The following is a 26,243-nucleotide window of genomic DNA, read 5'->3' on the forward strand; positions in this document are numbered from 1 at the left end:
GCGTGCCCCATGATCCTGAGAGTACGCACACTCTCGAGCAAACTCCGACCAGCGCGGCGCGAACGGGTGCTAGCACGGCTGCCGGGTTGGCCGTGACCTGACCGGGGCGCGTTTGGTAGCTTCCGGTTGCCCATGCCGGATCCAGGCCCGCCCACGCTAAACGAGCGCCCGCCCCCGTGGGATCGCGCCGCGCTAAAAATGATCAACGACCCGCGGGACCTGGGCTTCGTCCACCTGATGGTCGCGTGCATCGTCACGGCCCTGCTCGGGCTCTCGCTGTATCCGCTCAGCCTCACGGTGCTGCAGGGCGACTGGTTTTGGGCCGCCGCGGTCGCGTACCTGTTGGTCTGGGCGCTGTGGACCCTGGACCGGTTCATCTTGATGCTGCACTGCACCTCGCACCGGATCTTGTTTCGGCGCAAGTACGGGTGGCTCAACAACGTGATCCCGCTGGTGCTCGGGCCGTTCTTTGGCGAGACGCCCCAGACCTATTTTTGCCACCACATGGGCATGCACCACCCGGAGAACAACCTGCCCGACGACCTCAGCTCCACGATGCGGTTTCAGCGGGACAGCTTTGGGCACTGGCTGCGCTACTTTCTCCGGTTCTTCTTCCTGATCATCTTCGAGCTGTCGATCTACTTCGTGCGCCGGGGCCAGGCCAAGATGGCCTACAAGGCCGTGGGCGGCGAGCTGGTGTTCTGGTCGATCGTCACCTTGCTCGCGGTGTTCGTCGACTGGCGGGCGACCCTGGTCGTGTTCGCGTTCCCGGTCCTGATGGTCCGGGTGCTCATGATGGCCGGCAATTGGGCGCAGCACGCGTTCGTGGACGCCGCGCACCCCGAAGATCCGTACCGCAACTCGATCACCTGCATCGACTCGCGCTACAACCGACGCTGCTTCAACGACGGCTACCACATCTACCACCACGTCAAGGCGCGCTGTCACTGGAGCGACTACCCCGGCGAGTTTCAGACCAACAAGTCAGTCTACGGCGAGCACGACGCGATCGTGTTCCGCGGGCTGGACTTCTTCTTGGTCTGGGCGCTGCTGATGGTCGGCGCCTACCGGACCCTGGCCAAGGCCATGGTCGAGCTCCCGGGCGCGCCCGAGCGCAACATCGAAGAGCGGATCGAGTTCATGCGCACACGCCTTCGCCCAATCCGGGCCTGAGGGGTGTAACAGCTCGGGTCAGGCTTCTGACCCGCCTGCAGGCGCCAATGGTAGACCGGTTCACCGTGGGCAGCGGGCTGTTGTCAGCTCTCAGTGCGGCGTTGAGAGGGCGCGCATGCAGTACTCGAGGCCGTCGCGGAGGGTCGCGAGGGTCACGACCGCGCCGAAGTTGGTCTCGATCGCGACCATGGTCTGGGCGACGGCGGGCTGGGTGCCTGTGATCACGCAGGTCGCCCCGAGCAGCGAGACCGTGCGGGTGACCCGGATCAGGTGATTGGCGGTGTTGGTGTCGATCACCTCGACGCCGGTGATGTCGAGGATCGCGAACCGGGCCTGGGTCCGCTGGATCTCCGAGAGCAGGCGCTGGGTCAGGGCCTCGGCCCGCTCGCCCGTGAGGCTGCCGAGGATCGGCAGGGTCAAGACCCGATCCCAGATCTGCATGATCGGGGTCGTCAGGGCGTCGATGTCGCGCCGCTGGGACTCGATCATCTCGAGCCGCCTGGTCGCCTCTCGCTCGGCGCGCTGGCGCTCGCTGACCTCTCGCTGCAGCTGTTGCAGCGCGACCGCGAGATCGGCCCGGGTCGCCTTGTCGCCGGACAACAGGGCCTCGAGCTCGCGCTCGATCGTGTTCGTCGACGGCCGCACCTCGAACTCATCGCAGGGCTCGCCGCGGGCCTGCATGCGCGTCTGCGTCGCCCAACAGTTCGTGCCAAACAGCTTGGTGCACAGCCCGGCGAACTTGCCAGCCATGAAGGTGGAGCCCCACTCGCAACCGAGCGCGGTCTGATACAGCGCCTCCCAGCCGTTGGTCACGCGAAACCGGGCGACCTGGGCCTCGCGGTCGATCGAGATCAGGCTCCAGCGGCCCCAGCCGCAGGTGTTGGCCAGGATCCCGAGCTGGTCGAGCCCCTCTTCAAACGTGTCGAAGCGCGAGAGGTAGCCCCAGTCCCCGTCGACGCTGTCGCGGCCGCCGGACTGCATGGCGACGTTGAAGCGATCGGTGCCGACCATGTGCTGCATGCCCTTCATCAGGCCCGCGAGCGAGGACTCGATCCACAGCGCCAGCGAGGGGGCGCCGCTGATCCGGAGCAAGCCCGCCTCTCGCTGCCACAGGAATTCGTTACCATCGACTTTAATGCGCGGTTCGCTGTCAGCACTCGTGTCAGTCATCGCGGTCTCCCGAGTCGAGCGAGTCTCTCACTGCGGAGTTGGCGGCGCAATTTTAACTCGCAGCAGCGCGCGGTCTTGGACTGCGCGTACTCGCTCCGCGTAGAAACGGCCGCAGCTGGGCCTGCGCGCAATCGGGCGGGTCCATGATCTCGCGCAGTCGGGCGAAGTCAATCGATACACGCCAGAACGACGAATGCAGAGTATTCGGCACACGGTGGCATGATTTGGCCGCCACGAATGACGACCTGAACACACGATTGGCACCTGGCGATGCGCGGGGTTCACAGCTGCCCGCGCGAGTGGGCCATGACGAGCAGGTAGGCCGCGAGATCGACCCCCGAGGCGTTCGAGCTGATCACGCTGCTGACCTTGGTGGCCTTGGAGCTCGCGCTGGTGGCCGCGGTGAACGTGGTCTTGCGCCTCGAGCTGCGGAGCTGGTCGTCGTAGTAGGCGCCAGGGAAGCTGCTGCGCAGCCGCGTCGTCAGGGCCGCGAAGCTCTCGTGACTGGAGTGGCCCATGGCCTCACCGAGCCCGGTGTAGCGCAGCTGGTGCTGGCAAAACAGCATGGGATCGCCCAACCGGGTGCCCGTGCGCCTGAACAGATAGATGCGCTCCTCGGACTCGGACGTGTTGCTGTGCGTGGTGCTGGTGCTGGTGCGGGTCATGACCATGCCGCCCGTGAGCACGGCCCGCGCGGCGCTGAAGCTCTTGCTGGTGCGCTCTTTGGTGGTCTGGTGATCGGCCAGGACCATGGCGTGGATCAGCGCATAGACCTCGCTGGCGTGGATCGACGCGGGCGCGCTGGCGTGGTCTTGGGTGCGCAGGGTCTCGCCGTCAAAGCTGAAGTCGCGGGGCTGATGCATGGCCGCCGCGCTCGGGACCGTGTCTGCGTCGCAGCCGACCACCCCGTGGCCCCAGTCGCGCAGCCTGGTCAGCAGCTGTGACGCGCGCTCACGCTCGGGGATCCGGGCGACGATCACGGGCAGCGGGCCAGCGACCCGCGCCCGCAGATCGTAGGGAAACATGCCGAGCATGCTCGCGAGCTCCGGTAGCTGCTGGTCGAATCCAGCCCCCCAGCGGGTGATCGCGACGATGAACATCAGCGGGCCTGCTCGATCACACGCACGACCATGTGCACAGGGTCCCACCTCGCCCACGCCTCCGCAAGCGAAGCTCTAGTCGTCGGGCGGCTCGGGTGGCTTGGGCGACGCCAGTACCTTGCGGTAGCACCACAGCGCCAGCCCCCACACGCAGGTCAGCGAGGTGATCATGAACACGATCCCGGTGGTGGTCATGGCGTCGCTCCGTTCGACTGCAGGTCGTCATCATCATCGTTGGGCGGGTCCACACCATCGACGTCCATCCCGAGCGCGCGCCAGCGCTTCTCACCGACGTAGACCAGCGCACAGAGGAACACGACGACCACGCCGATCAACAACACCGTGTTGCGTGCGACGGGGTTGGCCCCGAGCGCCGCGATCCACTCGGGCAAGGTGACCCAGACGAAGCGACCGATCGTGACCAACAGATAGGCCGGCGCGACGTACTTGATGATGAACCAGAACACCGGGTGAATGTGGATCTGGGCGCCCTCGTGCGCCTCGTTGCGGCCCCGCTCAATCCCCATCACCCAGCCAAACACGATCACCTGAATCGCCGCGAGCACCACGATCAAGAAGGTCCCGACCCAGTCGTCGATCGTCCCGAGCGCCACGCTGCCGGCGCTGAACCACACGACCCAGGCCGAGCCGGCGACACCGAGCACGGTCACCAGCGCCGTCGACTGGCGGCGGTCGGTCCCGAGCGCCTCCTGCACGAACGCCAGGGTCGGCTGGTACATCGACAGCGAGCTGGTGATCGCGGCCAGGAACAGCATGAAGAACCACAGCGCGCCGATCAGGTCGCCCATGGGCATGTGGGCGAACACGACCGGCAGGGTCTGAAACCCGAGCCCGAACGAGCCACCCGCGACCGCCCCGATCGTGCCTGACAGGCCCAGGAACACGAACGACGCGGTCAGGGTGATCATCCCGCCAAACCCGACCTCGAACACCTCGTTGGTCGCCGACGCGGTCAGACCCGAGAGCACCACGTCGTCCTTCTTCTTCAGGTAGCTGGCGTAGTTGATGATGACCCCGAAGCCGACCGAGAGGCTGAAGAAGATCTGCCCGGCCGCGGCCATCCAGGTCTGTGGCCGGGCCAGCGCCGCGAAGTCGGGGTTCCACATGAAGCCCAGCCCGTTGGCGACGTTCTGCTCGGGCGCGTCGGGGTTGGGGCCGAGCGTCAACACGCGGATCAACACGATCAGCGCGCAGATCGCCATCGCCGGCATCGCCAGGCTGCAGAATTTCTCGATGCCCTTGGACAGCCCGCGGAACACGAAGAACACGTTGACGGCGATGACCGCCAGCCAAAACAGCGCGGTCTCGCGGAGCTCGGTGAAGATCACTCCGTCGCCGCGCTGGCCGGTGAACTCGGCGAAGAAGCTGGCCGAGGCGCGGGTCTGGGCCTCGATGCTCGCGCTTGGATCGATGCCCAGGCCCTCACCGCCGAGCATGGCCTCGACGAACTGCCAGCAGTAGCCGAGGCACCAGGACTCGATGAACACGTAGTAGAACGAGACCCCGAGCGGGATCAGCACGCCGATGATGCCAAGGTAGCGAGCTGCGCGACCGCGGCCGATCACGCCCATGATCGCGGGGGCCGAGTGAAAGCCCTTGCGCCCGCCGTAGCGGCCCATCGTCCACTCGGCCCAGCCGATCGGGATCCCGAGCACGAGCAGCGCGCAAAAGTAGGGGATCATGAACGCCCCGCCTCCGTTGGCGGCTGCCTGCCCCGGGAATCGCAAGAAGTTGCCCAGACCGACGGCCGAGCCCGCGACGGCCAGAATCACGCCGATGCGGGTACCCCATTGGTCCTTGGTCTGATTTGTCGCGCCCGCTTGTTGGCCCGCCATATGTCGTGTCGGGACAAGATCGCACGCGGCCATCTGCGCGAGCGTCGCCTGTCACGCGTGCTTCGCAAACACGGCTCCGGGCTGCGGTTTCGCGGGCGGCGCCCGGGCGGCCCATCGTCGACCTGCCTGCGAGCGGCTAGTCTGCGCCCGATGAACCCTGGTGCCGGGCGACCCTCGGGGCCCTTCACGCGGATCGTGGTGCGTCAGGTCGCCTGGCTCGTGGAACGCCGGGAACGCAGCGCGTCGATGATCGTGCTCGCGCTGCTGCTCGCGGGCGTGTCGCTGCTCTACGGCGCGCAGATCCGGGTCGACACGGATCTACGCGCGCTACTGCCGAAGACCGCGCCGAGCGTGGTCGCGCTCGACACGATCGAGGCCCGCAAAGGCAGCGCCGAGCGGCTGGTCGTCGCGGTCGAGAGCCCGGACGAGCAAGCCAACGCGATCATGATCGACGAGCTCGCGGCCGAGGTCTCGAGCTGGTCCGAGACCTCGGGGGTCTCGATCCATCGCGACTTCACACCGCTGCGCGACCACGCCCTGTACTTCCTCGAGCTCGCGCAGATCGACGAGCTGCGCGAGACTCTGACCGATCAGCGCAAGCAGGCGGTCGCGGGCGCGCTCGGCCCAGGGCTGACAGGTGATCCAATCGACATCGAGGCGATCCAGGGGGACGACTGGGACGCGCCCACGGATCAGGCAGCGCTCGACGAGGGCGCACCACCCTCGACGCCGCCCGCAGCCGCCGAGCCGGGGTTCGATCTCGACCGGTTCTTGACGGAGCAGCGCGAGGCAGCGGGCGCGCACGGCCAACTGAGCAACAAAGAGCTGCAGCTGATCTGGCCCGGCGAGAACGAGGCGGGCGAGATCGTCTGGGAGCCACGGATCGGCGAACCATACGCCAGCGAGACTGGCGACATCCGCGTGCTCCAGGCCAGCCTCTCGATCCCGGCGACCGACGTCGAGTTCGCCCAGGAGGTGGTCGCGCGGATCGAGGCCCGCGTCGCCGCTGCCAAGGCGCGCGGCGTCGCCGTCGACGCCCGGGTCGAGGTCGTCGCTGCCTACGACGTCTCGAAGGAGGTCGACACGATCGTGCGCGACGCCGCTCGGGCGACGTGGATCTCGGCCACGCTGATCATCGCCGTGCTGGGGCTGGGATTTTGGAGCGCGCGCGCGCTGGTCTTGGTGCTGGTTCCGGTCGCGGTGTCGATGGCGGTGACGCTCGCCGTCGCGACCGCCGTCTATGGCGAGCTCAACGCGCTGACCGTGTTCTTGTTCGCCGTGCTGCTGGGCATGGGGGTCGACTTTGGCGTCCACCTCTACGCCCAACGCCAGGCGCAAGGCCGGGACGCCGACTGGCCCGCCGTAGTCAGCGCCAACTTGCGCCCGCTGACCGCGACCATGCTGACCACGGTCGGCTGTCTGGTTGCGCTGCGCCTGGCCGAGTTCCAGGCGTTTCGCGAGTTCGGCGTCATCTCGGCGCTCGGCGTGACGATCTGCTTTGTGTTTGCGCTGGTCTTGGTCCCGGTGATCGACTCGTTGCTGGGACCGCTGCGGCGCGTGACCAGGGTCGGCCGAGCCGGCACCCCGGGCTTGCGGGTCCCGGCCAAGCTCCTGCGCCCGCTGCAGGTCGCCCGCGTCGCGCTGCTGGTCGGGCTGGCGGTGTTCGGCATGCTCGGCGCACCCAAGCTCGGCTTCGAGCGAGACACCCGGGCGCTGCGCAGCCAGACGGCGGCGACCACCCACACGATCAACTATGGGGCGACGGGTGGCCGCTGCGCCAAGACCCTCGCGCTGCTCGCCGATGATCCGGCCGAGCTCGATCTGGTGGTCGCGCGCATGCAGGCCGAGCAGACCAAGCTGCTGCCCGGCGCCGTCGAGACTGGTGCCCCGCGCACACCCTGGGTGCGGGAGGTCTACAGCTTGCGCACCCTGATGCCGACGGATCAGCTGGCCAAGCAACGCAGCATCGCGCCCCTGATCGAGCTGACGAACGGCTTCCTGGCCGAGCTGCCCGAGCTCGACGCGCAGGCGCAGCAGCACCGCAGCCACCTCGAGGCGCTCGAGCGGCTCAGCAAGGCCAAGCCGCTCGAAGTCAGCGAGCTGCCGGATTGGGCCGTCGAACCGTTCACGGAGAAGGACGGTCGCAGCGATCGGATCGCCCATGCATGCCTCGACATCGCTGGGTGGAGCATCGACGAGCTGATCGCAGTCCGCGACCGGCTCGACGTGCTGACCGAGGGCACCGATGTGCTGGCCGCGGACAGTCGGCTGGTGTTCGCCGACCTGATGGCGCTCGTCGAACACGACGCGCGACGCCTGCCGATCTGGGCGCTCCTGATCATGCTGGTGTTCATCGCCCTCGATCTGCGTCGCCTGATCCCCACGCTGATCTGCGCGGCCAGCCTGGGGCTCGGGCTGATCTTGACGCTCGGGATCATGGGCGAGTGGCCGCTGCGCTTGAACTTCTTCAATATCGTGGTGATGCCCGCGGTGGTCGGCCTCGGGATCGACGCCAGCATTCACCTGTGGCATGCGCGAACAGGCACCAACCTCGGCGCGACCAGCAGGGCGGCGATGCTCGCCACGCTGACGACGGTCGCTGGGTTTTCGGGCCTGCTGGCGGCTGACCACCTGGGCCTGCGCAGCATCGGCGAGGTGGGGATCCTCGCCCTGTCAGTCTGTGTCGGCGTGGCGTTCTTGGTGCTCTATCCGCTCCGCGCCGAGACACGGTGATATTACCGGGCATCAGCGGGCCAGCTCGATCACGCGCGTCATCATGCGCTCGACCTCGGCCTGCGTGCTGTAGAAGTGTGGCCCGATCCGCAGCCCGCAATTCGGCCGCCAGTCATGCTTGTAGCGCTCGTGGACCAGCACCTTGCTGGCGGCCTCACTGCTCGGGAAGTCGACGGCGACAAAGCCCGTGCGCGCGGCGTCGTCGATCGGCGAGCGCACGGTCAGCCCGGCCTCGAGCGCGCGCTTGATGATGATCCGACACAGCGCGAGGTTGTGCGCGCGGATCCGATCGACGCCGATCTCGAGCAGGTTCTCGTAGGCGTTGCGGGCCACGTAGTAGGCCGGGACCGAGGGCGTGCCCGCGAGCATGCGCCAGCTGTCCGTGGCCAGCTCGATCGGCGCGGGCGCCATGTCGAACGGGGCCGCGTGAGCCATCCACCCGGTCGTCATGGGCTCGAGCTGCTCGCGCAGCCCCGGCCGGACCCACAAAAAACACGTGCCGGGCCCGCCGCACAGCCACTTGTGGCTGCCGCCGACCAACAGATCCAGATCCCACGCCTGCACGTCGATCGGGACCACGCCCGCGGTCTGGTACACGTCGCACATGACCAGCGCGCCGACCTCGTGGGCGCGCTTGCAGATCGCCGGGACATCGAGCAGCGCGCCCGAGACGTAGACCGCGTGGGAGATCGACACGATGCTGGTCCGCTCATCGATCGCCTCGAGCATCCGCTCGGTCGAGATCGTCACGCCGTCGTCGCTCGGCACCAGCTCGAGCTCGACCCCCAGCCGGGCGAACCGCTCCCACACGTAAATCACGTTGGGGAACATCAGTTGCTCGATCACGACCTTGGGCCGCTTGGCGTAGTCGAGCGAGCTCGCGACCCGAGCTTGCAAAGTCGCGACGTTCTCGCCGAGCGTGGTGTTGCCACGCCCGCCATTGAAGAAGCGCGCCACCATGTCGGCGGTCTCATCGATGAACGCAGGCCAGTGGTCCCACGCCTCGACGCCCTCGCGCTCCCACACCTGCGTGTACTCGCGCAGCGCCTCGGCGCTGCCCCGATGCATCGCGCCCATGCTGTTGCTGTTCATGTACACGCTATCCGCGAGGATCGGGTAGTCCTCGCGGTAGCGCTCGAGCTCGGCGTCAATCTTGGGTTCAGCCATGGTGGTGGCCACGCGTGCCGCTGTGAAGCGGCTAGTCCAGGAGCTGGCGGTAGGCTTCGGCGTCGAGCATCTCGCCGAGATCGACGCCCTCGGCCGGGCGGATCCGGATCATCCACCCTTCGGTGTAGGGCTCGGAATTGATGATCTCGGGCTCGTTGTCGAGGGCCCGGTTGACCTCCACGACCTCGCCCGTGATCGGGGCGTACAGATCGGAGACGGCCTTGACCGAGTCGATGTCGCCGAAGCGCTCGCCGGCCTCGAGGGCCTCGCCCACGTCGGGCAAGCTGACGGCGGTGATGTCGCCGAGCTGACCGACGGCGTGGGCGGTGATGCCGACGGTGATCGTCCCGTCGTCGTTGCGCCGGGCCCACTCGTGGTCCTTGGTGTAGCGGAGGTTCTCGGGCAGTTCGCTCATGTGGTGTCTCGCAGGCGGTGAATCAGGAGGGAGTGTGGTGGGGGTCAGGTTGCGCGTCGATAAAACGGGCCCTTGACGATCTCGACGGGGAGCAGCTTGTGCTTGCTGCGGGCGGCGATCAGCGTGCCTGGCTTGTGGTAGCCCGTGCGGACGTAGCCGATGCCGACCGAGCCGCCCACGGTCGGGGCTGGCCCGCCGCTGGTCACGTGGCCGATCACCTCGGCGCCGTCGTCGGTGCTGGCGACCAGCTCCCAGTCGTGGCGGGGGGTGCCCTTGCCCTGCACGCGAAACCCGATCAGCTGACGCGCGACGCCGTCGCGCTTCTGGGCCGCGAGGGCCTCGCTGCCGACGAACTCGCCCGCTGCCAGCTTGACGACCCAGCCGAGCCCGGCCTCGAGCGGTGAGGTGGTCGCGTCGATGTCGTTGCCGTACAGGCACAGCTTGGCCTCGAGGCGCAGCGTGTCGCGGGCCCCGAGCCCACACGGTGCCGCGCCGCCGGCGATCAGCGCGTCCCAGACCGCGTGCGCGTGGTCGGCCGCGACGAACAGCTCGAACCCGTCCTCGCCCGTGTAGCCGGTGCGGGCCGCGACCACTGGCTTGCCCGCGATCTCGCCGGGGCCGAAGTGAAAGCTCTTGATGTCGGCCAGGCTGGCGCCACCCGACTTGGCAGAGTGTTGGGCCGAGAGCTGGGCCGAGAGCTCGATCGCGCGTGGACCCTGCACGGCGATCAGCGCGGTCTCGTCCGAGCGGTTGATGATCTCGCACATGCCGCCCGCGTGCTCGCGGAAGTGAGCCTCGTCCTTCGCGATGTTCGACGCGTTGACCACGATCCGCACGCGCTCGGGCGCTTGCCGATACACGATGCAGTCATCGACGATCCCGCCGCTTTGCAGGCACACGGCGGTGTAGAGCGCCTGACCGTCGACGAGCTTGGTGACGTCGTTGGTGATCAGCTTCTGAACCGCGGCCAGCGCTTGGGGCCCCTCGAAGTCGATCTCGCCCATGTGCGAGACGTCGAACAGCCCCACGTCCTCGCGCACCGCCTTGTGTTCGGCGAGGATCCCCGCGTACTGGACCGGCATGTGCCAGCCCGTGAAGTCGACCATCTTGGCGCCGGCGGCGACGTGCGCCGCGTGGAGGGGAGTCGAGAGGAGCGCTGCCATGGGCGACGCCACTATCCGGGACCGGCGGCGATGGTGCAACCCGCCAAGCTTTGCCCCGACCGAACCCAGTGTTAGAAATCCCGCTCGACACCGATGTTCACGGGCATGCAGCGCGCACCAGCACCCCCGGCCAGCCGCCGGTCGACCCGTGCATCTGCGTTCGCGCTGGTGGTTGGCCTCGCCAGCGTCGCGATCGCGGGGGCCACGGGTTGCTCGCGCGACAAGCTCGCCCGGGACGGGCGGGTGTCCCAGGCCCAGGCCGACCAGTACGTGCGCAACGCCGTGCGGCAGTCGAGCGAGGGCGTGGTGCTCGAGCCCTCGCAAAAAGGGCTCGATCAGATCGAGCGGGTCCGGCTGGCCGAGATCGCCCAGGACCTGCGCGGGCCCGCGGCGATCTGCTTTTTGGATCGGGCGATCGTCACCATGGAGCCGGGCCAGGTCGACGGTGAGCAGACCTGGCTGGGCGTGCCCGAGGGCCAGGCCAAGTTTCGCGCGCGGGTGGCCGTGGACGGCGCGGTGCTGACCGCCGACGTGCTCGAGTCGGGCTTCGACGACAAGCACATGGACGCTTGCCTGACCGAGGTGATCTCCAAGCAGCGCTTCGTCGAGAGCCGCGACACCTTCGCGTACTACATCGACGTGTATTACTGGGTCAGCCTCGGGTTCTTCGCCGAGGCCGGCAGCGACGAGTTCGCGGAGCTCATGCGTCGGCAGCAGACCGCGGCCGCGGTCCGGGCCAAGGCGTGCCTGACCGGCCGCGTGGGTCCGGGCGAGTACCGGGTCCAGGGCCTGAACCTGTTCGATCGCGACGGGCGCAGCGTCATCAATCGGGTCGAGCGGGGCGAGCTCCCGGAGGAGGTCTCGACCTGCGTCGCGGCGGCGTTCAAGCAGATCCGGATTCACGCCGAGGCGGACGCGTTCATTCGCCCCGCGGCGCCCGATGTGGTGTTCACGGTCGCGGCCGATGGCAGCGTGGGCGTGGCGGACGAGCGCTGGCTCGAGCTGATCGAGCTCGAGGAGCGGGCGGCCCGAGACAAGCGCAAGAGCGAGCTGCTCGAGCAGCCGATCGGCGTCGATGAGACGGTCGAGGACGACGCGTTCGTCGATGAGGGGGAGCCGCCGCTGCCCTTGACGGTGCTGCCTGGGCCGGAGCTCGAGGGGCCGGAGCCGGAGCCGGAGCCGGAGCAGCCGAAGCCCGCGCCGGACGCAAAGCCGAAGCCGAAGCCGAAGCCGGATCCCAACGCGGATCCCAGCAAACCCGGGACCAAGCTCGATCTCTCGCCTCGGCGTCGCAACTGAGCCGCGCGCTCGTTCGCTGACGACGACTCCGCGAGCCTGCGGGGCGGGTGACGATTTTTTCGTCGCCGTACCGGGCGGAATTCGGACACAGAGAGGCCAGTTGACGAAATTTTCGTCGGCGCTGACGAATTTCTCGTCAACAGGCGAATCCTGCGCTGCTCGATCGCGGTGAGCAGGCGCTCTGGGGCACACTGGCGACGGCACAGCCTGTGCACATGTGCTCGGCCGCAAGGCGAGCTCGAGACCGAGAGACGACCCGATGCCCAACCTTCGACGACGAATCTATCCAATCCTGCTGCTCCTCGCTGGCTGCTCCGAGCGGCAGGTCGAGCCGGACTACAGCGAGTTGGTCGCGGACGCGTGCATGAGCGCGTGCCCAGTCACGACGACTTGCACGCCGGATCCTTTCTACGCCTCAGTCGAGGAGTGCATCTCCAAGTGCACGGTCTCCGAAACCTGGGACGTACTGAACCAGTGCGACTCTCGAAATATCGAGCTGTCGTTCTGTGTCGGCGGCCTGACCTGTGAGGAGTACGACGTCTACCTAATGTCCCTCGGCGACAACGACCCCGGCCCGCCTCCGACTGACTACATTTGCTTTGAGCAGGACGTTGCCTTCACCAACTGCGACCCCGATCAACCCTTCGAAGAACCAGAGTAGAGACAACATGACCACAAAAAACAATCGATACTTCGGAATCTTGCCTGTTCTCCTGATGACCGGATGCCTCGGCACGAACCCGCTGCTCGCCGAATGTGGCGAGTCCTGGGAAATCGTGGCCGAGAACGCCCAGGGCGAAACCGCGGACGCAAGGTCCGAGACATCAAGACGCCCCACTACTGGATGAGGGGCGAGCTGTGCCTCAGCCCGAGCGCGGTCTCCCAGCTCTCGGATCCCGAGAGCACTCCGTATGATGCGCTTCGGACTCTCGCACTGCACGCGTGTGAAGAACAGGCGGCCGCATTGGATCTCGTGTCCCACAACTGCGAGGAAAGCCTGAGCGAGCCGCGGTATCTTGGCAGTTGCCTGATCGGCAAAGACCACTGTGACGGGGGAGACGGGACTGGCGAGTCCGGTGGTACCGGCGATACGGATGGCGACGCCACCGGTGATACCGGGGACGAGACCACCGGCGATGACTCGCCGTTCGTCGCCCCGGCCGACCTGGTCGCGTGCATCGGCGACACCTGCGAGATTCGGCAGGCGCTCATCGATCAGGTTCTCACCGCCGACAGCTCGACCTTCGCGGCCGACGGCACCTACTTGATCCCGCACACGGCCACCTCCGATCAGCAAGACGGCTGGGAGGTTGCTGGCGTGGTGTCAGGCAACCTCGGTCACGCGCTCGGCTTCGAGAACGGCGACGTGATCACCGAGGTCGCGGGCGAGCCCGTCGACAGCTGGGCCGCGGTGGTCGATGTGGCCAACGAAGCGCTACACGCCCAGCGTGTCGAGCTCGTGTTGGTGCGGGACAATGTGGTCCATACGCGCAGCTACGTGCGTCGCTAGTGTAATGAATCGCGGCGGCTCGACCGTCGACATTGGATGAGGTAGAGAATGTGGCGATCCGTTGGTGAGCGCTCGGCTCAGCCTAGGGCTCGGCTTCCTGCGCCTGGATCGGACATCGCGGCCGGCATGGCCGCGACGCACGATCCGGGCCGGAAGCCACAGGCCGCGGCGCCGCTCAGACCCCGCGCCAGCTGGCGAAGGCGATCCACGCGCCGCAGATCACGACAAAGTAGAGCAGGGCACCGACAGCCCAGCGTGCGGTCCGCCGGACCTCGGGCGGACCGGAGATCGCAGCGACAACGAGCGCCAGCGGCTTCGGCCGCACACCGTCCCCAACCAGGATGACGCCGTGCCACAGCAGCACCGGGAGCCACACCGTGAAGCCCAGCACGAACATCAACGTGGCCAACCACGCGGGCACGGCCGCCGGGATCCACGGACCAAACGCCGCTTGCACGACCTCTTGCGTGGTCCCGTCGAACACGAGCCCGCCCAGGATCAGCGTGAGGACGACCGAAATGACGACCCACACGACCCGCCTCGCGCGGTCGACCGGCATGGCCGTCGGTGCACCCACGCCACGCCGCGCCGTGATGCGCCCGAAGTGCAGCCCAAACCCCAGGAACATCAGGCCAAACAACGACGGCGTGAGAAACGGCGCCACGTCCCCGGTCTCGAGCACGGCCTGGTCCGCCGCGCCCGGGCGAACATGCACGCGAACCATGGCGCCGACTGGGTAGCGGGCCAACACCGTCGCCCGCCGCCCGCGACCACCAGGGTTGTCGAACACGTCGAACCCGATGCGGGTCGACTCGTGCGACTCCCCCTCGACCTCGTAGGTGTAGCGGACGAACAGCTCGTCTTCACGGGTGCCGCTGTCCTGGACCTGACCGGACACCGTTGGCCAGTTGGCGGACGCGATCGCGTAGCTGATCGACCGCCCACTGAAGCCGAGGATCGTGAGGCCGAGCCCGACAAACACGAGGGTGGCCAGGGTCCCCACCAGCAGATCCGTTCGTCGTCCCACCCACGCACCATAGCCGGTAGCGATCGCGTTGCGCACGGATTGTCGAGGGCTGTAGACCGCGCGAGCTGGCCGCCCGGACCTCGAGGGCGGAGCGGCGATCCAGCCGCCCACGGCTGGATCATGGAAAACTTCACGCGCCCTCGACCGAGCCCCACGCCCAACGCTCAGGCGTCGTCGCGCAGGCTCCGAGCGCGGACTTGCTGCGCCCAGGTCTCCAGCCCGTCGAGCGTGCTCATGGCCAGCTCGGGGCGCGCGGCCAGCCGCTCGACGGTCGCGCGCAGCTGCTCACGACCGCGTCGCAGTCGCGACTTGACGGTGCCCTGGGGGATGTCCAGCGCCACTGCGATCTCCGTGACCGAGCAGTCCTCCCAGTAGTGCAGCTCGAGCACGACCTGCAGTTCGAGCGGGATGTCGCGGAGGCCAGCGAGGAACAGCCGCATCTCCTCGCGCTCGACCACGATCCCCGAGAGCGAGGGATCGAGCGCGACGGCCGAGACGCTGTCGAGGTCGACGCGATTGCCCTTCTGATCGCGGTAGTGACGGCACAGCTGCCGATAGGCGACGGCGAACAGGTAGCTGCGAAAGCTGCCCTCTCCCCGGAACCGCGGCATCCCTTCGACGCAGGCGAGGAAGGTTCGCTGGATCAGATCGGGGCTCTTGTCGCCGACCTTGTTGATGAAGAACCGGGCGACCGGCTCGTAGTAGCGAGCGAACAAGCGCTGGCCGGCCGCGCGATCGCCAGCCCGCCAGGCCTCGAGACAGACCCCGTCATCTTGGTCCTGAGTCGTCACACCCGGAGAATACCCAAGCGCCGGTAGGCAACAAGGCAAATGTCAGCTCGGGCCGAGCTTCTGGCCCGCTTGCGAATGGCTCTGGATACCGGAGCGCGGGTTGGCAACGAGACAATTCGAGCAGGCCAAGAAGCTGACGTTCGTCAAGGACCGGATCGCCGCCGAGTACGACAAAATGATGGCGGAGCCGCGCCGAGCAGCCAAGCCCTACGCCGACGAGTATCCTCGCTGTGAGTCGCTGCCCGAGCAGGGGCGCAGCCGCGAACAGGTGCTCGCGCAGATGCAGGCGATGAGCGACCGCGAGGCGTCGCGTTGGCAAGAAGGGTTCGTCTCGGGCGCGGTCTACCACGGCGATCTCGAGCATCGGCGGTTCCTCGAGCAGGCCTACGCGATCCACTCGCAGACCAACCCGCTGCACTCGGATCTGTGGCCGAGCGTGACCAAGTACGAGGCCGAGATCGTCGCGATGACGGCGGACATGCTGGGCGCCGAGCAGGCCGGGTCGACCGCCGAGGTGTGCGGGACCGTGAGCTCGGGCGGGACCGAGTCGATCTTGATGGCGATGAAGACCTACGCGATCGGGGCCGCGCTGATCCTCGCCCTCAGCGCTCACGGCAGCGGCGCGAGCAAGCTCAGGCCTTCGGTCTCGCTCGCACACAAGAACCGGGCCTTGCCGATCGGCAAGAACGCCACGGTGTCACTCGGGACCTCCACCCATGACTGCGAGGGCATCATCGTGGTCCCGTCTCCGGTGGTGGTCCCCAGCGAGCCGATCCGAGCGTGCTCGATCGAGAGCCCGTAGAACTCGACCTCTGGCGTCTGACCACCGCCGACCCAATCCTCGGGTTGCCGGCTGGTGCGCTCGACCGGGTGGGGCAACGGCATCGTCCAAGCCGGATCGACGCCAGGCTGGCTGTGGAGCGCCATGGCGGCTGGCTCGCGCGAGAGCACCAGCAGATCGTCGGCGACCTCGTCGGCGAAGGAGTGAATGAGGTACCCGGAGACGTCCAGAGCTGGCGACCACGAGCTGAGCGGACCGTTGGCGACACCCGGGAGCTCGAGGACCTGAAAGCTCGACGACGCGCGCGAGAGCCCGACCAGCGCGAGATCGCGAAATTCGTCGATCCAGCTGTAGGCGTACTGCAGCTCCTCGACCGGCTCGTCGAGATCCCGCCAACTGTCGAGCTCGAGCATGCCGACGTCGGCCGCGGTGAACAGCGACAAACGCCCGGTCGCGTCGGCCGAGACCACCGCGTCGCGGTAGGGCTGGCCATGATAGATCGACGCGAGCGCGGTCGGCTCGGCGGCCAGCGGGATCACTGCCGCGACCTCGATCGGATCGCCGAGCGTCAGGACGACCAACGCGTTGGGGTCCTTGGTAGCGATCACGTACACAGGCGCGGGCGGATTTTCGAACAAGATCGGGTGCGTCGCATCGACGACGGTGCCGTCGATCGCCAGCTGCTCGGGGTCGGGCAGGGGGCCGGCGTCATCGTAGCTGTACGCGCGATGATTGTTGGGGCCGGCGACATAGTATCGAGGGCCCGAGTTGGTGCCGAACCTGTCGATGAAATTGACCGGATCCGGGTCGATCACGAGCGGATCGGCGTAGCAAAGTTCATCGAATGAACCCGCCTCGGAGAACGCGGCGCAGTCGTTCGTCGGCAGGTCGGGTGGTGATCCGGTCTCGGTCTCGGTCTCGGTTTCGGTCTCGGTCTCGGACCCACTCTCGCCCTCGGTCTCGCTCTCGCCAGGGCCTGGTCCGGTCTCGCTCTCGGCCTCAGTGGTGCCCGTTGACCCGTCGCCAGCCACATCGCCCGGACCACAGGCGGTTCCGACGAGCAGTAGCATGAGGGCAAGCTGCGACCCACTTCGAGTTCCCACGTCGTTTATCGTCATCCCCGAGCCAGTGGCAGCTGCGCCCGGATCGGGGTGGAGAAAACCCGCGGTGCCGCCGAGGCTCGGGATCGGGCCCTACAGTGTGCGCAGGTCGGCCACGATCCCCTCGACGTCGCGACCGAGTACCGCGCGTAAAACTTCTGCTTGAAGCTGGCCGCCCGGACCTCGAGGGGTCGGGCGGCTCGCGGCGATGCGGTCAGTCGCAGTAGCAAGCGCCGCCGTCGCACAGCTCCTCACTACACGGCCCGAGCAGCACCAGCTTGATGCAGTCGATCGGGTTGTAGCACTCGCACCAATTGTCGCCATCGGGGAGCGCGGCCAGCCGCTCGACGGTCGCGCACAGCTGCTCGCGACCGCGTCGCAGTCTCGACTTGACGGTGCCCTGGGGGATGTCCAGGGCCACTGCGATCTCCGCGACCGAGCAGTCCTCCCAGTAGTGCAGCTCGAGCACGACCTGCAGGTCGAGCGGGATGTCGCGGAGGCCAGCGAGGAACAGCCGCAGCTCCTCGCGCTCGACCACGAGCCCCGAGAGCGAGGGATCGAGCGCGACGGCCGAGACGCTGTCGAGGTCGAGGCGATTGCCCTCCTGGTCGCGGTAGTGACGGCACAGCCGCCGGTAGGCCACGGCGAACAGGTAGCTGCGAAAGCTGCCCTCTCCCCGGAACCGCGGCATCCCTTCGACGCAGGCGAGGAAGGTCCGCTGGATGAGATCGGGGCTCTTGTCACCGACCTTGTTGATGAAGAACCGGGCGACCGGCTCGTAGTAGCGAGCGAACAAGCGCTGGCCGGCCGCGCGATCACCAGCACGCCAGCCCGCCAGCCTCGAGACAGGCCCCGTCATCTTGGTCCTGAAGCGTCACACCCGGAGAATACCCAAGCGCCGGTCGGCAACAAGACAATTCCGGGACATCAGGCGGGTGAAAGCGGGGCGCGGCTCGGCTAAAACCACCCGGTGGACCTCAAAGATCGAGCCAAGCAACAGCTGCGGGACGCCAGCGAGAGCGTCGCTTCGGTGTTGTTCGAGCAGGCCAAGAAGCTGCCGTTCGTCAAGGACCGGATCGCCGCCGAGTACGACAAGATGATGGCGGAGCTGCGCCGAGCGGCCAAGCCCTACGCCGACGAGTACCCCCGCTGTGAGTCGCTGCCCGAGCAGGGGCGCAGCCGCGAGCAGGTGCTCGCGCAGATGCAGGCGATGAGCGACCGCGAGGCGTCGCGCTGGCAAGAAGGGTTCGTCTCGGGCGCCGTCTACCACGGCGATCCCGAGCATCGGCGGTTCCTCGAGCAGGCCTACGCGATCCACTCCCAGACCAACCCGCTGCACTCGGATCTGTGGCCGAGCGTGACCAAGTACGAGGCCGAGATCGTCGCGATGACGGCGGACATGCTGGGCGCCAAGCAGGCCGGGCCGACCGCCGAGGTGTGCGGGACCGTGAGCTCGGGCGGGACCGAGTCGATCTTGATGGCGATGAAGACCTACCGCGATCGGGCCCGCGCCGAGCAGGGCAACGACAAGCCCAACATCGTCGCGGCCACCAGCGCGCACGCGGCGTTCGACAAGGCCAGTCAGTACTTCGGGATCGAGCTGCGCAAGATCCCCGTGGGCGATGACTTCCGCGCCGACGTGAAGGCCATGAAGAAGGCCGTCGATCGCCACACGATCTGCCTGGTCGGATCGGCGCCGTGCTTTCCCCACGGCGTGATCGATCCGATCCCGGAGCTCGCGGCCATCGCGTTCGCGCGCAACATCGGGTTCCACACCGACGCGTGCCTGGGTGGGTTCGTGCTGCCGTGGGCGCGCGAGCTCGGCTTCCCGATCACGGAGTTCGACTTTCGCGTGGAAGGGGTGACCTCGATCTCGGCCGACACCCACAAGTACGGCTACGCGGCCAAGGGCACATCTGTGCTGCTGTATCGCGACAAGGCCCTGCGCAAGCACCAGTGGTTCACGCTCACCAACTGGCCAGGCGGCATCTATTTCTCGCCAACGTTCGCGGGCAGCCGCGCCGGAGGGATCAGCGCGGCCTGCTGGGCGGCGATGCAGGCGATCGGGCGGCAGGGCTACCTGGACGCGACCGAGGCGATCTTGCAGACGGCCAAGCAGCTGCGCGAAGGGATCGCCGCGATGCCTGATCTTCAGGTGCTCGGGGATCCGCTGTGGGTGATCAGCTTCGCCGCGGCAGATCCAAAATCTCTCGATGTGTACCGAGTCGGCGACGCGATGACCAAGCGACGCTGGAACCTAAACGGGCTGCACCGGCCGTCGTGTGTTCACATTGCCGTGACGTTGCGGCACACGCAGGCGGGCGTGGTCGAGCGCTTCTTGGAAGATCTTCGAGCCTCGATCGAGGAGGTGAAGCGGACACCGGCCGGCAGCGGGGGGATGGCGCCCGTGTATGGAATTGCGGCGACGCTGCCAGCTCGCGGGGCGGTGAGCGACATCTTGGGGATGTACATGGACGCGCTGTACGAGGTTTGACCGCTCAGTCGGGGCTGGCCTCCCGTCACGCGGCCCGTCGGTGTAGGATCGCGGCCGCATGCGAGTCGACGGTATAGCGTTCGACAGCCCGCTCGGGCTGGAGGATGGGACCCACCATACTTTTTCATCTTCATCTTCATCCGCGGGGACGCCCGAGCGGCTCAGCGTGGAGTTCGAGCTGCCGGCTGGCGGCGCGACGCCGGCCGCGGAGGTCATCGCAGAGATCCGCGACTCGCTTAGCGAGTTCTTTGGCTCGTCGTTCACCCTGGTCGCGGAGGGGCAGACCACGCTGGCGGGCGAGCCTGCCGAGTTCTTCACCTACAGGCTCGACGGTCAGGAGCACATCGACGGCAAGATCGTGATCGCCAACCTGTCCGCAGGTCCGAACCCAGGCGACTGGGTCAAGCTCGCGTGGGAGGGCGACCGCGACCCGAGCTCGCTCGACGCCTATCTCGATCCGATCTTCGCCAGCTTTACGACCCAGGCTGACGCAACGCCGACGGTGCTCCCCGGCCACCAGCGCCACAGCGCGGGCCCGTGGGTGCTCGACGTGCCCGCGCAGCTTCGCGGCCCTCGCACCTTCATCTGGGAGGACATCGAGGCCGAGCTGCGGATCGAGCTGACGGTGCTCGAGGACGGCGAGCCCGAGCCGGTGCTCGAGCCGGGGGCCGCGGTCGCGGGTGGCGAAGAAGTCGCGCGGCTCGAGCGGACGATCGACGGTGGCGCGCGCTTCGACTTCCGCGTGCGCAGCGACAACGACCCCAACGGCGAGTCCACGCTGATCCTCGCCAAGCGCAAGGTCGAGCTGACCCAGCTGCCGAGCGCCCCGCGGCTGTACCGGTGGGTGGTGCTCTCGGCCTCGGCGCCGAGCACCGAGGGGGCCCGGCTCACGGCGATCATCGACACCTTGCTCGCCAGCATTCGCGCCGAGGGCGAGGTCATTGCGTGACGGTTCAGCCGGTCGCTCGCCGGGGCGGCAACACGATCGACAGCGACACGATCCCGATCGTGTTCGTGCCCGGGGTCATGGGCTCGCGCCTGCATTTTCCCAGCATCAACTGCTACTGGGATCCCGATCACACGATCACGCGCATGACCCACTGGCTGACCAGCAGCGCCGAGCGGGTGCGTCGGGAGTTCGCGCTGAGCAACCCGGCGGTGGTCATGACCGTGGGTGACGATCTCGACGCTCAGCAGCGCGAGCGCGGCTGGGCTGGGGTCGCGTGGGACTTCTATGGCTCGCTGCTCGAGCACCTGAGCGAGCAGCGCTACGGCGGCTACCACACCCCGGTCTACGCGATCGGCTACGACTGGCGGCAGAGCAACAACGACAGCGGCGACGCGATCTGCAGGCGCCTAGAAGAGATCCTGGCGGCCGAGCAGGCCGAGCGCTTCATCTTGCTGACCCACAGCATGGGCGGGCTGGCCTCGCGGGCCGGCCTGCATCGCAACCCGGCGGTCGCGGCCAAGCTCGCGGGCGTCTGCCACATCGCGCAGCCCGTCACGGGCGCGGCGATCGCCGTGCGCCGGATGTTCACGGGCGCGACCTATGGGTCCGACGGCGTCGCGATGATGCTGCTGCTCGGCAACAACCGCAAAAAATATCAGACGATCTGCAGCGCGATGCCGGGCCCCATGCAGCTGCTGGCCACGCAGGACTTCACCGACACCGACGGCGGCTGGTGGTACAGCTACGAGACCTTCGAGCGGCCGGGCATCGAGCGCGACTTTGCCGGCCAGTGCTGGGAGCTCTACGCCCGCCCGCAGTCGCCTCCGGGCTTGCTGGCGGCCGCCGACTCGCGCTACGCGATCGCCCCGGTCCCGCGGCGCGAGTTCAGCCGCCGGGTCAACGAAGCTCGCGCGTTTCACCTCGCGCTGGGCCTGTGGAAGCACGCCGAGACCTGGAGCTTCTACGGGACCGGCAACGAGTGCGACACCTCGCTGTACTTCGAGCTGCCGCCCGTCGAGGCCGAGCTCTCGCTGCTGTCGACCGCGCTGCACTCGCTCAACCCATTCAGCGAAGATGTTCGCTACAAGGCCAAGCGGGCCGACGGCAGCGAGGTCAGCATTGGCGCCAGCGAGGTCGACCCGGCCGATCGCGGCTGCGCGGTGCGGCGGACCAACGACAGCGACGGGACCGTGCCGCTGTCGAGCGGCAAGGCGCTGTTCCCCACCCAGGCCTACGACTACCGCGAGGGCACCGAGTACGACCTGACGACCCAGCGGCAATTCTTCACATCTGGCGGCGAGCAACACGACCAGATCTGCAAAGACACAGTCTGCCTCGCGTTCGTCGACGAGCTGATCACCCACCTGGTCGGAACCTGACACATGCCACACGTCGAGCTGAAACAAGGTGATTGCCTCAGCACCATCGCGCTCTCGCGGGGGTTCGATCCCGAGACGGTGTGGGACCACGGCGACAACGCGGCGCTGCGCGAGCGTCGAACGGATCCCAACACGCTGCTGCCCGGCGACCGCTTGTTCGTGCCCGAGCTCGAACAAAAGCAGGAGCCCGCGCCGACCGACACGCTCACCACCTTCAGGCTCAGCGTCGGTCCGATCCGCCTGCGCGTGCGCCTGACCCGTCGCGGCGAGCCCCGCCCGGCCGAGCCCTACGTGCTCGAGCTCGACGACGGCGTCACGCTCGAGGGCGAGACCGACGACGACGGCTGGGTCGACCAGCCGATCTCGATCACCGCGAAGACCGGCACCCTGTCGCTGCGCGACGGCGAGGAGCAGCACGAGCTGAAGCTCGGCCACCTCGATCCCCACGACGAGCCCACCGGGGTGCAGTCGCGGCTGCGCGGACTGGGCTTTTATTTTGGTGCGATCGACGGGGAGATCGGGCCCAAGACCAAGGCCGCGCTGCGTCGGTTTCAGGCCGCCAAGGCGCTCGACCCCAGCGGCGCAGCCGACGACGCCACCACCACTGCGCTGCGCGACAGCTACGGTAGCTGAGGTCTCAGGCTGCCGCCCAGATCGCCGCGTCGCGCTTGTAGAAGCACACCTGGCAGGTCCCGGGCGTCTCGATACCGGTGATGTGGGCCTTGCCCTGATCATCGAGTGAGCTGGTCTTGACCGTGCCGTCGGGCAGCTTGATGCGAAACGGCTCGCCAGGGACGGGGTTTCCGTCGGCGTCGAGCAGCTCGATCATGACGCTGTGGGTCTCGACGATCTGGTTCTCGACGGCGTCGGCGACCGCTTCGAGCAGGGGCGTGCTCCCGAGCACCCGGTAGCTGTCGGCCTGGATCCGCCGGACCCGCAGGCGACCGCTGCGGATCAGCGTGGCGAGCACGCGCGGGAGCTCGGCGTCCCACTCGAAGCTGCGTCGCCCACCACCGATCACCAGGCTGCGCAGCTGGCTGAGCTCGCGCGGGTTGCTGAGCTGGCGAATCACCCGCGTGGCGGTGTCGGGATCCAGGAGATCGCCAGCGCCCACGTGGACGCCGCTGGCGGCCTCGAACTGGTACTCCTGCAGCCCAACCCTGATGCGGATGCTGGTCGTCACCGGCACCTACGCTACCAGAATGGGTGTCACGATTGGGTTACTCGAAGGTCTCGCGCTCGAGCACGCGCCGTCCAATGATCGCGCCGAAGGCCACGCTGAACAAGGTGATGCTCAGCAGCAGCAGGTTGGCGATGTGGGGCACGAAGGGGTGCAGGAGGGCGACGAGCAGCGCGGCCCCGAGCCCGCCCACGAACAGCCCGGCGCTGCCGCCGAGCATCAGCCCAAACCCGCCGATGATCCGTCGCGCCAGCGGGTGGCCGCTCGCGCCGCCGGTGACCACCGCCGACAGCCGGGGCCACGACTTGGCCAGCGCCTGCGAGCTGGCGTCCGCGTCCGGGACGGCCTCGTGCGACCGACCCAGCAGCGTCCCCGGCACGGCTACATAAGGCCAGCCCAGGCTCATGATCGCCCGCTCGGCTCGCGCGCTCATGGGGGCAGGGAGCGCCTCGTCGTCGAGGATCTCACCGGCTTTGGTCGGCTCCGCCACGCCGCCAGTGTATCAGCACCTGGCGGCGGTGGCTCGCCAGCCGCCGCGGGCCAGCTGGTGGTGGCGTGCGGGCTAGCCCTGCTTGGCAGGCTTGTCGCCGGCCTTGGGGATCGTCCCGAACACGTAGTCCCAGATCGGCGTGGAGACTCCAAAGTACATGTCGTGGTCCTTGAAGTGGTGCAGCATGTGATGCTTGCGCAAGAACTTGCCGTACCGGGTCCGCGCCTTGCCAGCGTGGGTCCACCAGTGGGTCATGTCGTACCAGAGGTAGCCGATCGCGAACCCAGCGTAGGCCGGCAGCGCCATCTCGAAGCCAACCAGCGACCACGCGAGCAGCCAGAACAACAGCCCCGGGATCGCGCTGGCGCCGGGCGGCATCACCAGGCGGTACTTGTCGTTGGGGTACACGTGGTGGATGCCGTGCAGGAAGTAGTGCAGCTTCGGCGAGCGCTCGAAGTGGAACACCATGCGGTGCAGCCAGTACTCCGCGAAGGTCCACACGAACAAGCCCGCGGCGGTCAGGCCGATCGCCGACCCGAGGCTCAGCTCGGTCCGTGTGGCCGTGAGCCAGAAGATCCAGACCACCAGCGGGCCGTAGATGATCAACGGCACGCTGCCGTGGCAGCGCGAGAAGAACTCGAAGAAGTTGCTCTCGAACTGCCGACCGGCCCCCTTGCGAGTGATCTGGTAGCCGCCGGGGTAGTCCTGGACGTCTTCGCTCGTGGCGGTTTCAGGTGGCATTGGTGCCCGGCGAGCACAACATTGAACCGCGCGAGACGCAAGGGTTGGGGCTCGTGCGCTGCCTCGCGGGTGGCTCCAGCCGGCTGCGAAGGAGCGTTGGCCGCGATCCGATCTGCTCGTCGGAATTGGGCTTTTTGCGTAGACTCGCGCCGATGCGAGGGGTTGTTGCTGCGGGCAGTGTTGCGACGGCGCGGGCTGGGGCACAGGTGCTGCGCGATGGCGGCAACGCGGTCGATGCCGCGGTCGCGTCGGCGCTGGCGAGCTTCACGGCCGAGCCGCTGCTGACCTCCGCGGGCGGGGCCGGGATCATGGTGATCCGGCTGCCGGGCGCGGACCCGGTCTCGGTTGATTTTTTCTCGCCGTTTCCGGGCGCGGGCGGGCGGCCCGAGCAGCTCGACTTTCACCAGATCGAGGTCGACTTTGGCTCGGCCACCCAGTCGTTCCACGTCGGGCGGGGCTCGGCCGCCGTCCCCCTGATGTTCGATGGCTTGGCCCTGGCCGCCGAGCGGTTCGGATCGCTGCCGCTCTCGCGCCTGGCCGCGCCCGGGATCGCGCTCGCGCGTGAGGGCGTGGTCGCCGACGCGCTGACGGCTCGCACCTTCGCGCTGCTGTGGCCGATCCTTCGCCGCGACCTCGCGTGTCTGGCCGAGATCGTCGAAGGCCAGCGCTCCGATCGGCCCCTGCAGGTCGGCGAGCTGGTTCGCAACACCAAGTTGGCGGCGACCCTCGAGGCCTTCGCGGCCACCGGGCGCTCACCCGAGCCGCTGCGCGCAGGATTGATCGAGGAGTTCGGTCCGGCGCGGGGCGGGCTGATCACCGCCGCCGATCTCGACGCGGCGCAGGCCACGGTCACGCGCCCGCATCAGTTTCGGGTCGGCGAGTGGACGGTCGTGAGCTCGCCGCGGCTCGGCGGGCGCCTGGTCGGGATGATCTCCGAGCAGCTGTCGGCGGGCGCGATCGAGGTCGACGACGAGGCCAAAGAGGTCCTGCGCCAGGCCAACGCCTCGCTCGCGGGGCATCGCGCTCGGCTGGCGTTGCCGTCCCCGGAGCCGCGTGGCAGCACCACGCACATCTCCGTCGTTGACGGTGAGGGTGGGGCAGCCTCGGTCACGCTGACCGCGGGTGAGGGCTGCGGCCACGTCGTTACTGGCACTGGGGTGCACATTAATAATTTCTTGGGCGAGGAAGACCTGAACCCCGCGGGCTTCCATCTGCATCGGCCGACAAACGCGCTGCCCACCATGATCGCGCCGACGATCGCGACTCACCCCTCAGGTCGGGTGGTCGCGCTCGGCAGCGGGGGCTCGAATCGGATCCGCAGCGCGGTGGCGACCGTCTTGCACGGGTTTGCGCGCCGTGGGCTGTCGCTGCCCGCGGCCGTCGAGGCCCCGCGCGTGCACGGTGAGGACGGCGCCGCGTGGGTCGAGCTCGACTCGCGCCGTGACTCGGCCGCGATACATTCGCGCCTCAGTGCCAGCTTTGCGCAGGTGCACGGCTTCGATCGTCGCGACTTCTTCTTTGGCGGGGTTCACGTCGCCGCGCTCGACGAGCAGGGGGCGCTCGAGGGCCACGGCGACGCGCGCAGGTGTGGAGCGGTCGAGCACGTGGACTGATCAGCGCGCGCGTGCTTGCGCCGGACGTTGGCGAAGCCGGCAGCATTTTTTTGCGATCGCGTTGATCGATTCATCGTGCTCGCGCGACTATCAAGCTGGTGGCCCCGAGGGG

23 protein-coding genes are annotated in these 26,243 nt (G+C 67.9%); 10 read left to right on the forward strand and 13 right to left on the reverse strand.

Going from position 1 to position 26,243, the window contains the following annotated elements; genetic code table 11:
• The first annotated feature begins 132 nt into the window (after positions 1 to 132).
• The gene (locus ENSA7_RS32000) at positions 133 to 1,173 is read left to right on the forward strand and encodes a fatty acid desaturase family protein (RefSeq protein ID WP_106093204.1); all 1,041 of its coding nucleotides are present in this window, start codon (positions 133 to 135) and stop codon (positions 1,171 to 1,173) included.
• 90 nt (positions 1,174 to 1,263) lie between these two features.
• Here ENSA7_RS32000 and ENSA7_RS32005 read toward each other — a convergent pair whose 3' ends face one another.
• The 3 genes from ENSA7_RS32005 to ENSA7_RS32015 form a co-directional block, all read right to left on the reverse strand.
• A complete protein-coding gene (locus ENSA7_RS32005; RefSeq protein ID WP_244923978.1) occupies positions 1,264 to 2,343 on the reverse strand; it encodes an STAS domain-containing protein in 1,080 nt (359 codons plus the stop codon).
• A gap of 281 nt (positions 2,344 to 2,624) precedes the next feature.
• The gene (locus ENSA7_RS32010) at positions 2,625 to 3,443 is read right to left on the reverse strand and encodes a hypothetical protein (protein WP_106093205.1); all 819 of its coding nucleotides are present in this window, start codon (positions 3,441 to 3,443) and stop codon (positions 2,625 to 2,627) included.
• Between the two features lie 191 nt (positions 3,444 to 3,634).
• The gene (locus tag ENSA7_RS32015) at positions 3,635 to 5,299 is read right to left on the reverse strand and encodes a sodium-dependent transporter (RefSeq protein WP_106093206.1); all 1,665 of its coding nucleotides are present in this window, start codon (positions 5,297 to 5,299) and stop codon (positions 3,635 to 3,637) included.
• A 150-nt stretch (positions 5,300 to 5,449) separates the two neighbouring features.
• Between ENSA7_RS32015 and ENSA7_RS32020 the strand changes: the two genes are divergently transcribed.
• On the forward strand, positions 5,450 to 8,032 hold the full coding sequence (locus ENSA7_RS32020) for an MMPL family transporter (RefSeq protein WP_146158377.1): 2,583 nt from the start codon (positions 5,450 to 5,452) through the stop codon (positions 8,030 to 8,032).
• Between the two features lie 12 nt (positions 8,033 to 8,044).
• On the opposite strand, the gene ENSA7_RS32025 is transcribed toward ENSA7_RS32020, so the two are convergent.
• Genes ENSA7_RS32025 through gcvT form a run of 3 tightly spaced genes read right to left on the reverse strand, consistent with a single transcriptional unit; the run spans position 8,045 to position 10,777 of the window.
• Entirely contained in the window at positions 8,045 to 9,199 is a 1,155-nt protein-coding gene (locus tag ENSA7_RS32025; RefSeq protein WP_106093208.1) for an aminotransferase class V-fold PLP-dependent enzyme, read from the reverse strand.
• Between the two features lie 31 nt (positions 9,200 to 9,230).
• The gene (gene gcvH / locus ENSA7_RS32030) at positions 9,231 to 9,614 is read right to left on the reverse strand and encodes a glycine cleavage system protein GcvH (RefSeq protein WP_106093209.1); all 384 of its coding nucleotides are present in this window, start codon (positions 9,612 to 9,614) and stop codon (positions 9,231 to 9,233) included.
• 44 nt (positions 9,615 to 9,658) lie between these two features.
• Positions 9,659 to 10,777 (reverse strand): glycine cleavage system aminomethyltransferase GcvT, encoded by a 1,119-nt coding sequence (gene gcvT / locus ENSA7_RS32035; protein ID WP_106093210.1) that lies wholly within the window; start codon positions 10,775 to 10,777, stop codon positions 9,659 to 9,661.
• A gap of 105 nt (positions 10,778 to 10,882) precedes the next feature.
• Between gcvT and ENSA7_RS45900 the strand changes: the two genes are divergently transcribed.
• The 3 genes from ENSA7_RS45900 (at position 10,883) to ENSA7_RS32050 (ending at position 13,586) form a co-directional block, all read left to right on the forward strand.
• Positions 10,883 to 12,076 carry a hypothetical protein gene (locus ENSA7_RS45900; RefSeq protein ID WP_181234307.1) on the forward strand — a complete coding sequence of 398 codons (1,194 nt, stop codon included), beginning with the start codon at positions 10,883 to 10,885 and terminating at the stop codon, positions 12,074 to 12,076.
• Between the two features lie 259 nt (positions 12,077 to 12,335).
• Positions 12,336 to 12,737, forward strand: a complete 402-nt coding sequence (locus ENSA7_RS32045) for a hypothetical protein (protein ID WP_106093211.1) — start codon at positions 12,336 to 12,338, stop codon at positions 12,735 to 12,737.
• A gap of 303 nt (positions 12,738 to 13,040) precedes the next feature.
• The gene (locus ENSA7_RS32050) at positions 13,041 to 13,586 is read left to right on the forward strand and encodes a PDZ domain-containing protein (RefSeq protein ID WP_106093212.1); all 546 of its coding nucleotides are present in this window, start codon (positions 13,041 to 13,043) and stop codon (positions 13,584 to 13,586) included.
• A gap of 175 nt (positions 13,587 to 13,761) precedes the next feature.
• Here the strand turns inward: ENSA7_RS32050 and ENSA7_RS32055 are convergent, their stop codons facing one another.
• From ENSA7_RS32055 to ENSA7_RS32070, 4 genes are all read right to left on the reverse strand, one after another.
• Positions 13,762 to 14,613: a DUF3592 domain-containing protein gene (locus ENSA7_RS32055; protein ID WP_181234308.1), complete on the reverse strand. Its 852-nt coding sequence runs from the start codon at positions 14,611 to 14,613 to the stop codon at positions 13,762 to 13,764.
• Positions 14,614 to 14,777: 164 nt separating this feature from the next.
• On the reverse strand, positions 14,778 to 15,404 hold the full coding sequence (locus tag ENSA7_RS32060; protein WP_106093214.1) for an RNA polymerase sigma factor: 627 nt from the start codon (positions 15,402 to 15,404) through the stop codon (positions 14,778 to 14,780).
• A gap of 609 nt (positions 15,405 to 16,013) precedes the next feature.
• Positions 16,014 to 17,255: a hypothetical protein gene (locus ENSA7_RS32065; RefSeq protein WP_106093215.1), complete on the reverse strand. Its 1,242-nt coding sequence runs from the start codon at positions 17,253 to 17,255 to the stop codon at positions 16,014 to 16,016.
• A 244-nt stretch (positions 17,256 to 17,499) separates the two neighbouring features.
• On the reverse strand, positions 17,500 to 18,144 hold the full coding sequence (locus ENSA7_RS32070) for an RNA polymerase sigma factor (protein WP_106093216.1): 645 nt from the start codon (positions 18,142 to 18,144) through the stop codon (positions 17,500 to 17,502).
• A gap of 111 nt (positions 18,145 to 18,255) precedes the next feature.
• Between ENSA7_RS32070 and ENSA7_RS32075 the strand changes: the two genes are divergently transcribed.
• Genes ENSA7_RS32075 through ENSA7_RS32090 form a run of 4 tightly spaced genes read left to right on the forward strand, consistent with a single transcriptional unit; the run spans position 18,256 to position 22,740 of the window.
• Positions 18,256 to 19,779, forward strand: coding sequence for a pyridoxal phosphate-dependent decarboxylase family protein (locus ENSA7_RS32075; RefSeq protein WP_280524054.1), 1,524 nt, complete (start codon positions 18,256 to 18,258; stop codon positions 19,777 to 19,779).
• A gap of 58 nt (positions 19,780 to 19,837) precedes the next feature.
• Positions 19,838 to 20,728, forward strand: coding sequence for a hypothetical protein (locus ENSA7_RS32080; protein ID WP_146158379.1), 891 nt, complete (start codon positions 19,838 to 19,840; stop codon positions 20,726 to 20,728).
• Entirely contained in the window at positions 20,725 to 22,107 is a 1,383-nt protein-coding gene (locus tag ENSA7_RS32085; RefSeq protein ID WP_106093218.1) for an esterase/lipase family protein, read from the forward strand. The genes ENSA7_RS32080 and ENSA7_RS32085 overlap by 4 nt, the downstream gene beginning before the upstream one ends.
• Positions 22,108 to 22,110: 3 nt before the next feature.
• On the forward strand, positions 22,111 to 22,740 hold the full coding sequence (locus ENSA7_RS32090) for a peptidoglycan-binding domain-containing protein (protein ID WP_106093219.1): 630 nt from the start codon (positions 22,111 to 22,113) through the stop codon (positions 22,738 to 22,740).
• A 4-nt stretch (positions 22,741 to 22,744) separates the two neighbouring features.
• Here the strand turns inward: ENSA7_RS32090 and ENSA7_RS32095 are convergent, their stop codons facing one another.
• The 3 genes from ENSA7_RS32095 to ENSA7_RS32105 all read right to left on the reverse strand — a co-directional run bounded on the left by ENSA7_RS32095 (position 22,745) and on the right by ENSA7_RS32105 (position 24,518).
• The gene (locus ENSA7_RS32095) at positions 22,745 to 23,290 is read right to left on the reverse strand and encodes an Ig-like domain-containing protein (protein ID WP_146158380.1); all 546 of its coding nucleotides are present in this window, start codon (positions 23,288 to 23,290) and stop codon (positions 22,745 to 22,747) included.
• A 37-nt stretch (positions 23,291 to 23,327) separates the two neighbouring features.
• The gene (locus tag ENSA7_RS32100; protein ID WP_106093221.1) at positions 23,328 to 23,777 is read right to left on the reverse strand and encodes a hypothetical protein; all 450 of its coding nucleotides are present in this window, start codon (positions 23,775 to 23,777) and stop codon (positions 23,328 to 23,330) included.
• 72 nt (positions 23,778 to 23,849) lie between these two features.
• Entirely contained in the window at positions 23,850 to 24,518 is a 669-nt protein-coding gene (locus ENSA7_RS32105; protein ID WP_106093222.1) for a sterol desaturase family protein, read from the reverse strand.
• A gap of 152 nt (positions 24,519 to 24,670) precedes the next feature.
• Here ENSA7_RS32105 and ENSA7_RS32110 point away from each other — a divergent pair, with 152 nt between their 5' ends.
• Complete coding sequence (locus tag ENSA7_RS32110; protein ID WP_106093223.1) at positions 24,671 to 26,131, forward strand: gamma-glutamyltransferase; 1,461 nt, start codon at positions 24,671 to 24,673, stop codon at positions 26,129 to 26,131.
• Positions 26,132 to 26,243: the final 112 nt, after the last annotated feature.

It is taken from the genome of Enhygromyxa salina, from assembly GCF_002994635.1.
Taxonomy (GTDB): domain Bacteria; phylum Myxococcota_A; class Polyangia; order Nannocystales; family Nannocystaceae; genus Plesiocystis; species Plesiocystis salina_B.

What these genes read in the sequence shown, in the direction of transcription:
- ENSA7_RS32105 (WP_106093222.1), bottom strand. Translation starts at nt 24,518, where the DNA reads ATGCCACCTGAAACCGCCACGAGCGAAGACGTCCAGGACTACCCCGGC.
- ENSA7_RS32110 (WP_106093223.1), top strand. Translation starts at nt 24,671, where the DNA reads ATGCGAGGGGTTGTTGCTGCGGGCAGTGTTGCGACGGCGCGGGCTGGG.
- ENSA7_RS32090 (WP_106093219.1), top strand. Translation starts at nt 22,111, where the DNA reads ATGCCACACGTCGAGCTGAAACAAGGTGATTGCCTCAGCACCATCGCG.
- ENSA7_RS32010 (WP_106093205.1), bottom strand. Translation starts at nt 3,443, where the DNA reads ATGTTCATCGTCGCGATCACCCGCTGGGGGGCTGGATTCGACCAGCAG.
- ENSA7_RS32070 (WP_106093216.1), bottom strand. Translation starts at nt 18,144, where the DNA reads ATGACGGGGCCTGTCTCGAGGCTGGCGGGCTGGCGTGCTGGTGATCGC.
- ENSA7_RS32045 (WP_106093211.1), top strand. Translation starts at nt 12,336, where the DNA reads ATGCCCAACCTTCGACGACGAATCTATCCAATCCTGCTGCTCCTCGCT.
- ENSA7_RS32020 (WP_146158377.1), top strand. Translation starts at nt 5,450, where the DNA reads ATGAACCCTGGTGCCGGGCGACCCTCGGGGCCCTTCACGCGGATCGTG.
- ENSA7_RS32000 (WP_106093204.1), top strand. Translation starts at nt 133, where the DNA reads ATGCCGGATCCAGGCCCGCCCACGCTAAACGAGCGCCCGCCCCCGTGG.
- ENSA7_RS32025 (WP_106093208.1), bottom strand. Translation starts at nt 9,199, where the DNA reads ATGGCTGAACCCAAGATTGACGCCGAGCTCGAGCGCTACCGCGAGGAC.
- ENSA7_RS32080 (WP_146158379.1), top strand. Translation starts at nt 19,838, where the DNA reads ATGCGAGTCGACGGTATAGCGTTCGACAGCCCGCTCGGGCTGGAGGAT.
- gcvT (WP_106093210.1), bottom strand. Translation starts at nt 10,777, where the DNA reads ATGGCAGCGCTCCTCTCGACTCCCCTCCACGCGGCGCACGTCGCCGCC.
- ENSA7_RS32005 (WP_244923978.1), bottom strand. Translation starts at nt 2,343, where the DNA reads ATGACTGACACGAGTGCTGACAGCGAACCGCGCATTAAAGTCGATGGT.
- gcvH (WP_106093209.1), bottom strand. Translation starts at nt 9,614, where the DNA reads ATGAGCGAACTGCCCGAGAACCTCCGCTACACCAAGGACCACGAGTGG.
- ENSA7_RS32065 (WP_106093215.1), bottom strand. Translation starts at nt 17,255, where the DNA reads ATGCTACTGCTCGTCGGAACCGCCTGTGGTCCGGGCGATGTGGCTGGC.
- ENSA7_RS45900 (WP_181234307.1), top strand. Translation starts at nt 10,883, where the DNA reads ATGCAGCGCGCACCAGCACCCCCGGCCAGCCGCCGGTCGACCCGTGCA.
- ENSA7_RS32015 (WP_106093206.1), bottom strand. Translation starts at nt 5,299, where the DNA reads ATGGCGGGCCAACAAGCGGGCGCGACAAATCAGACCAAGGACCAATGG.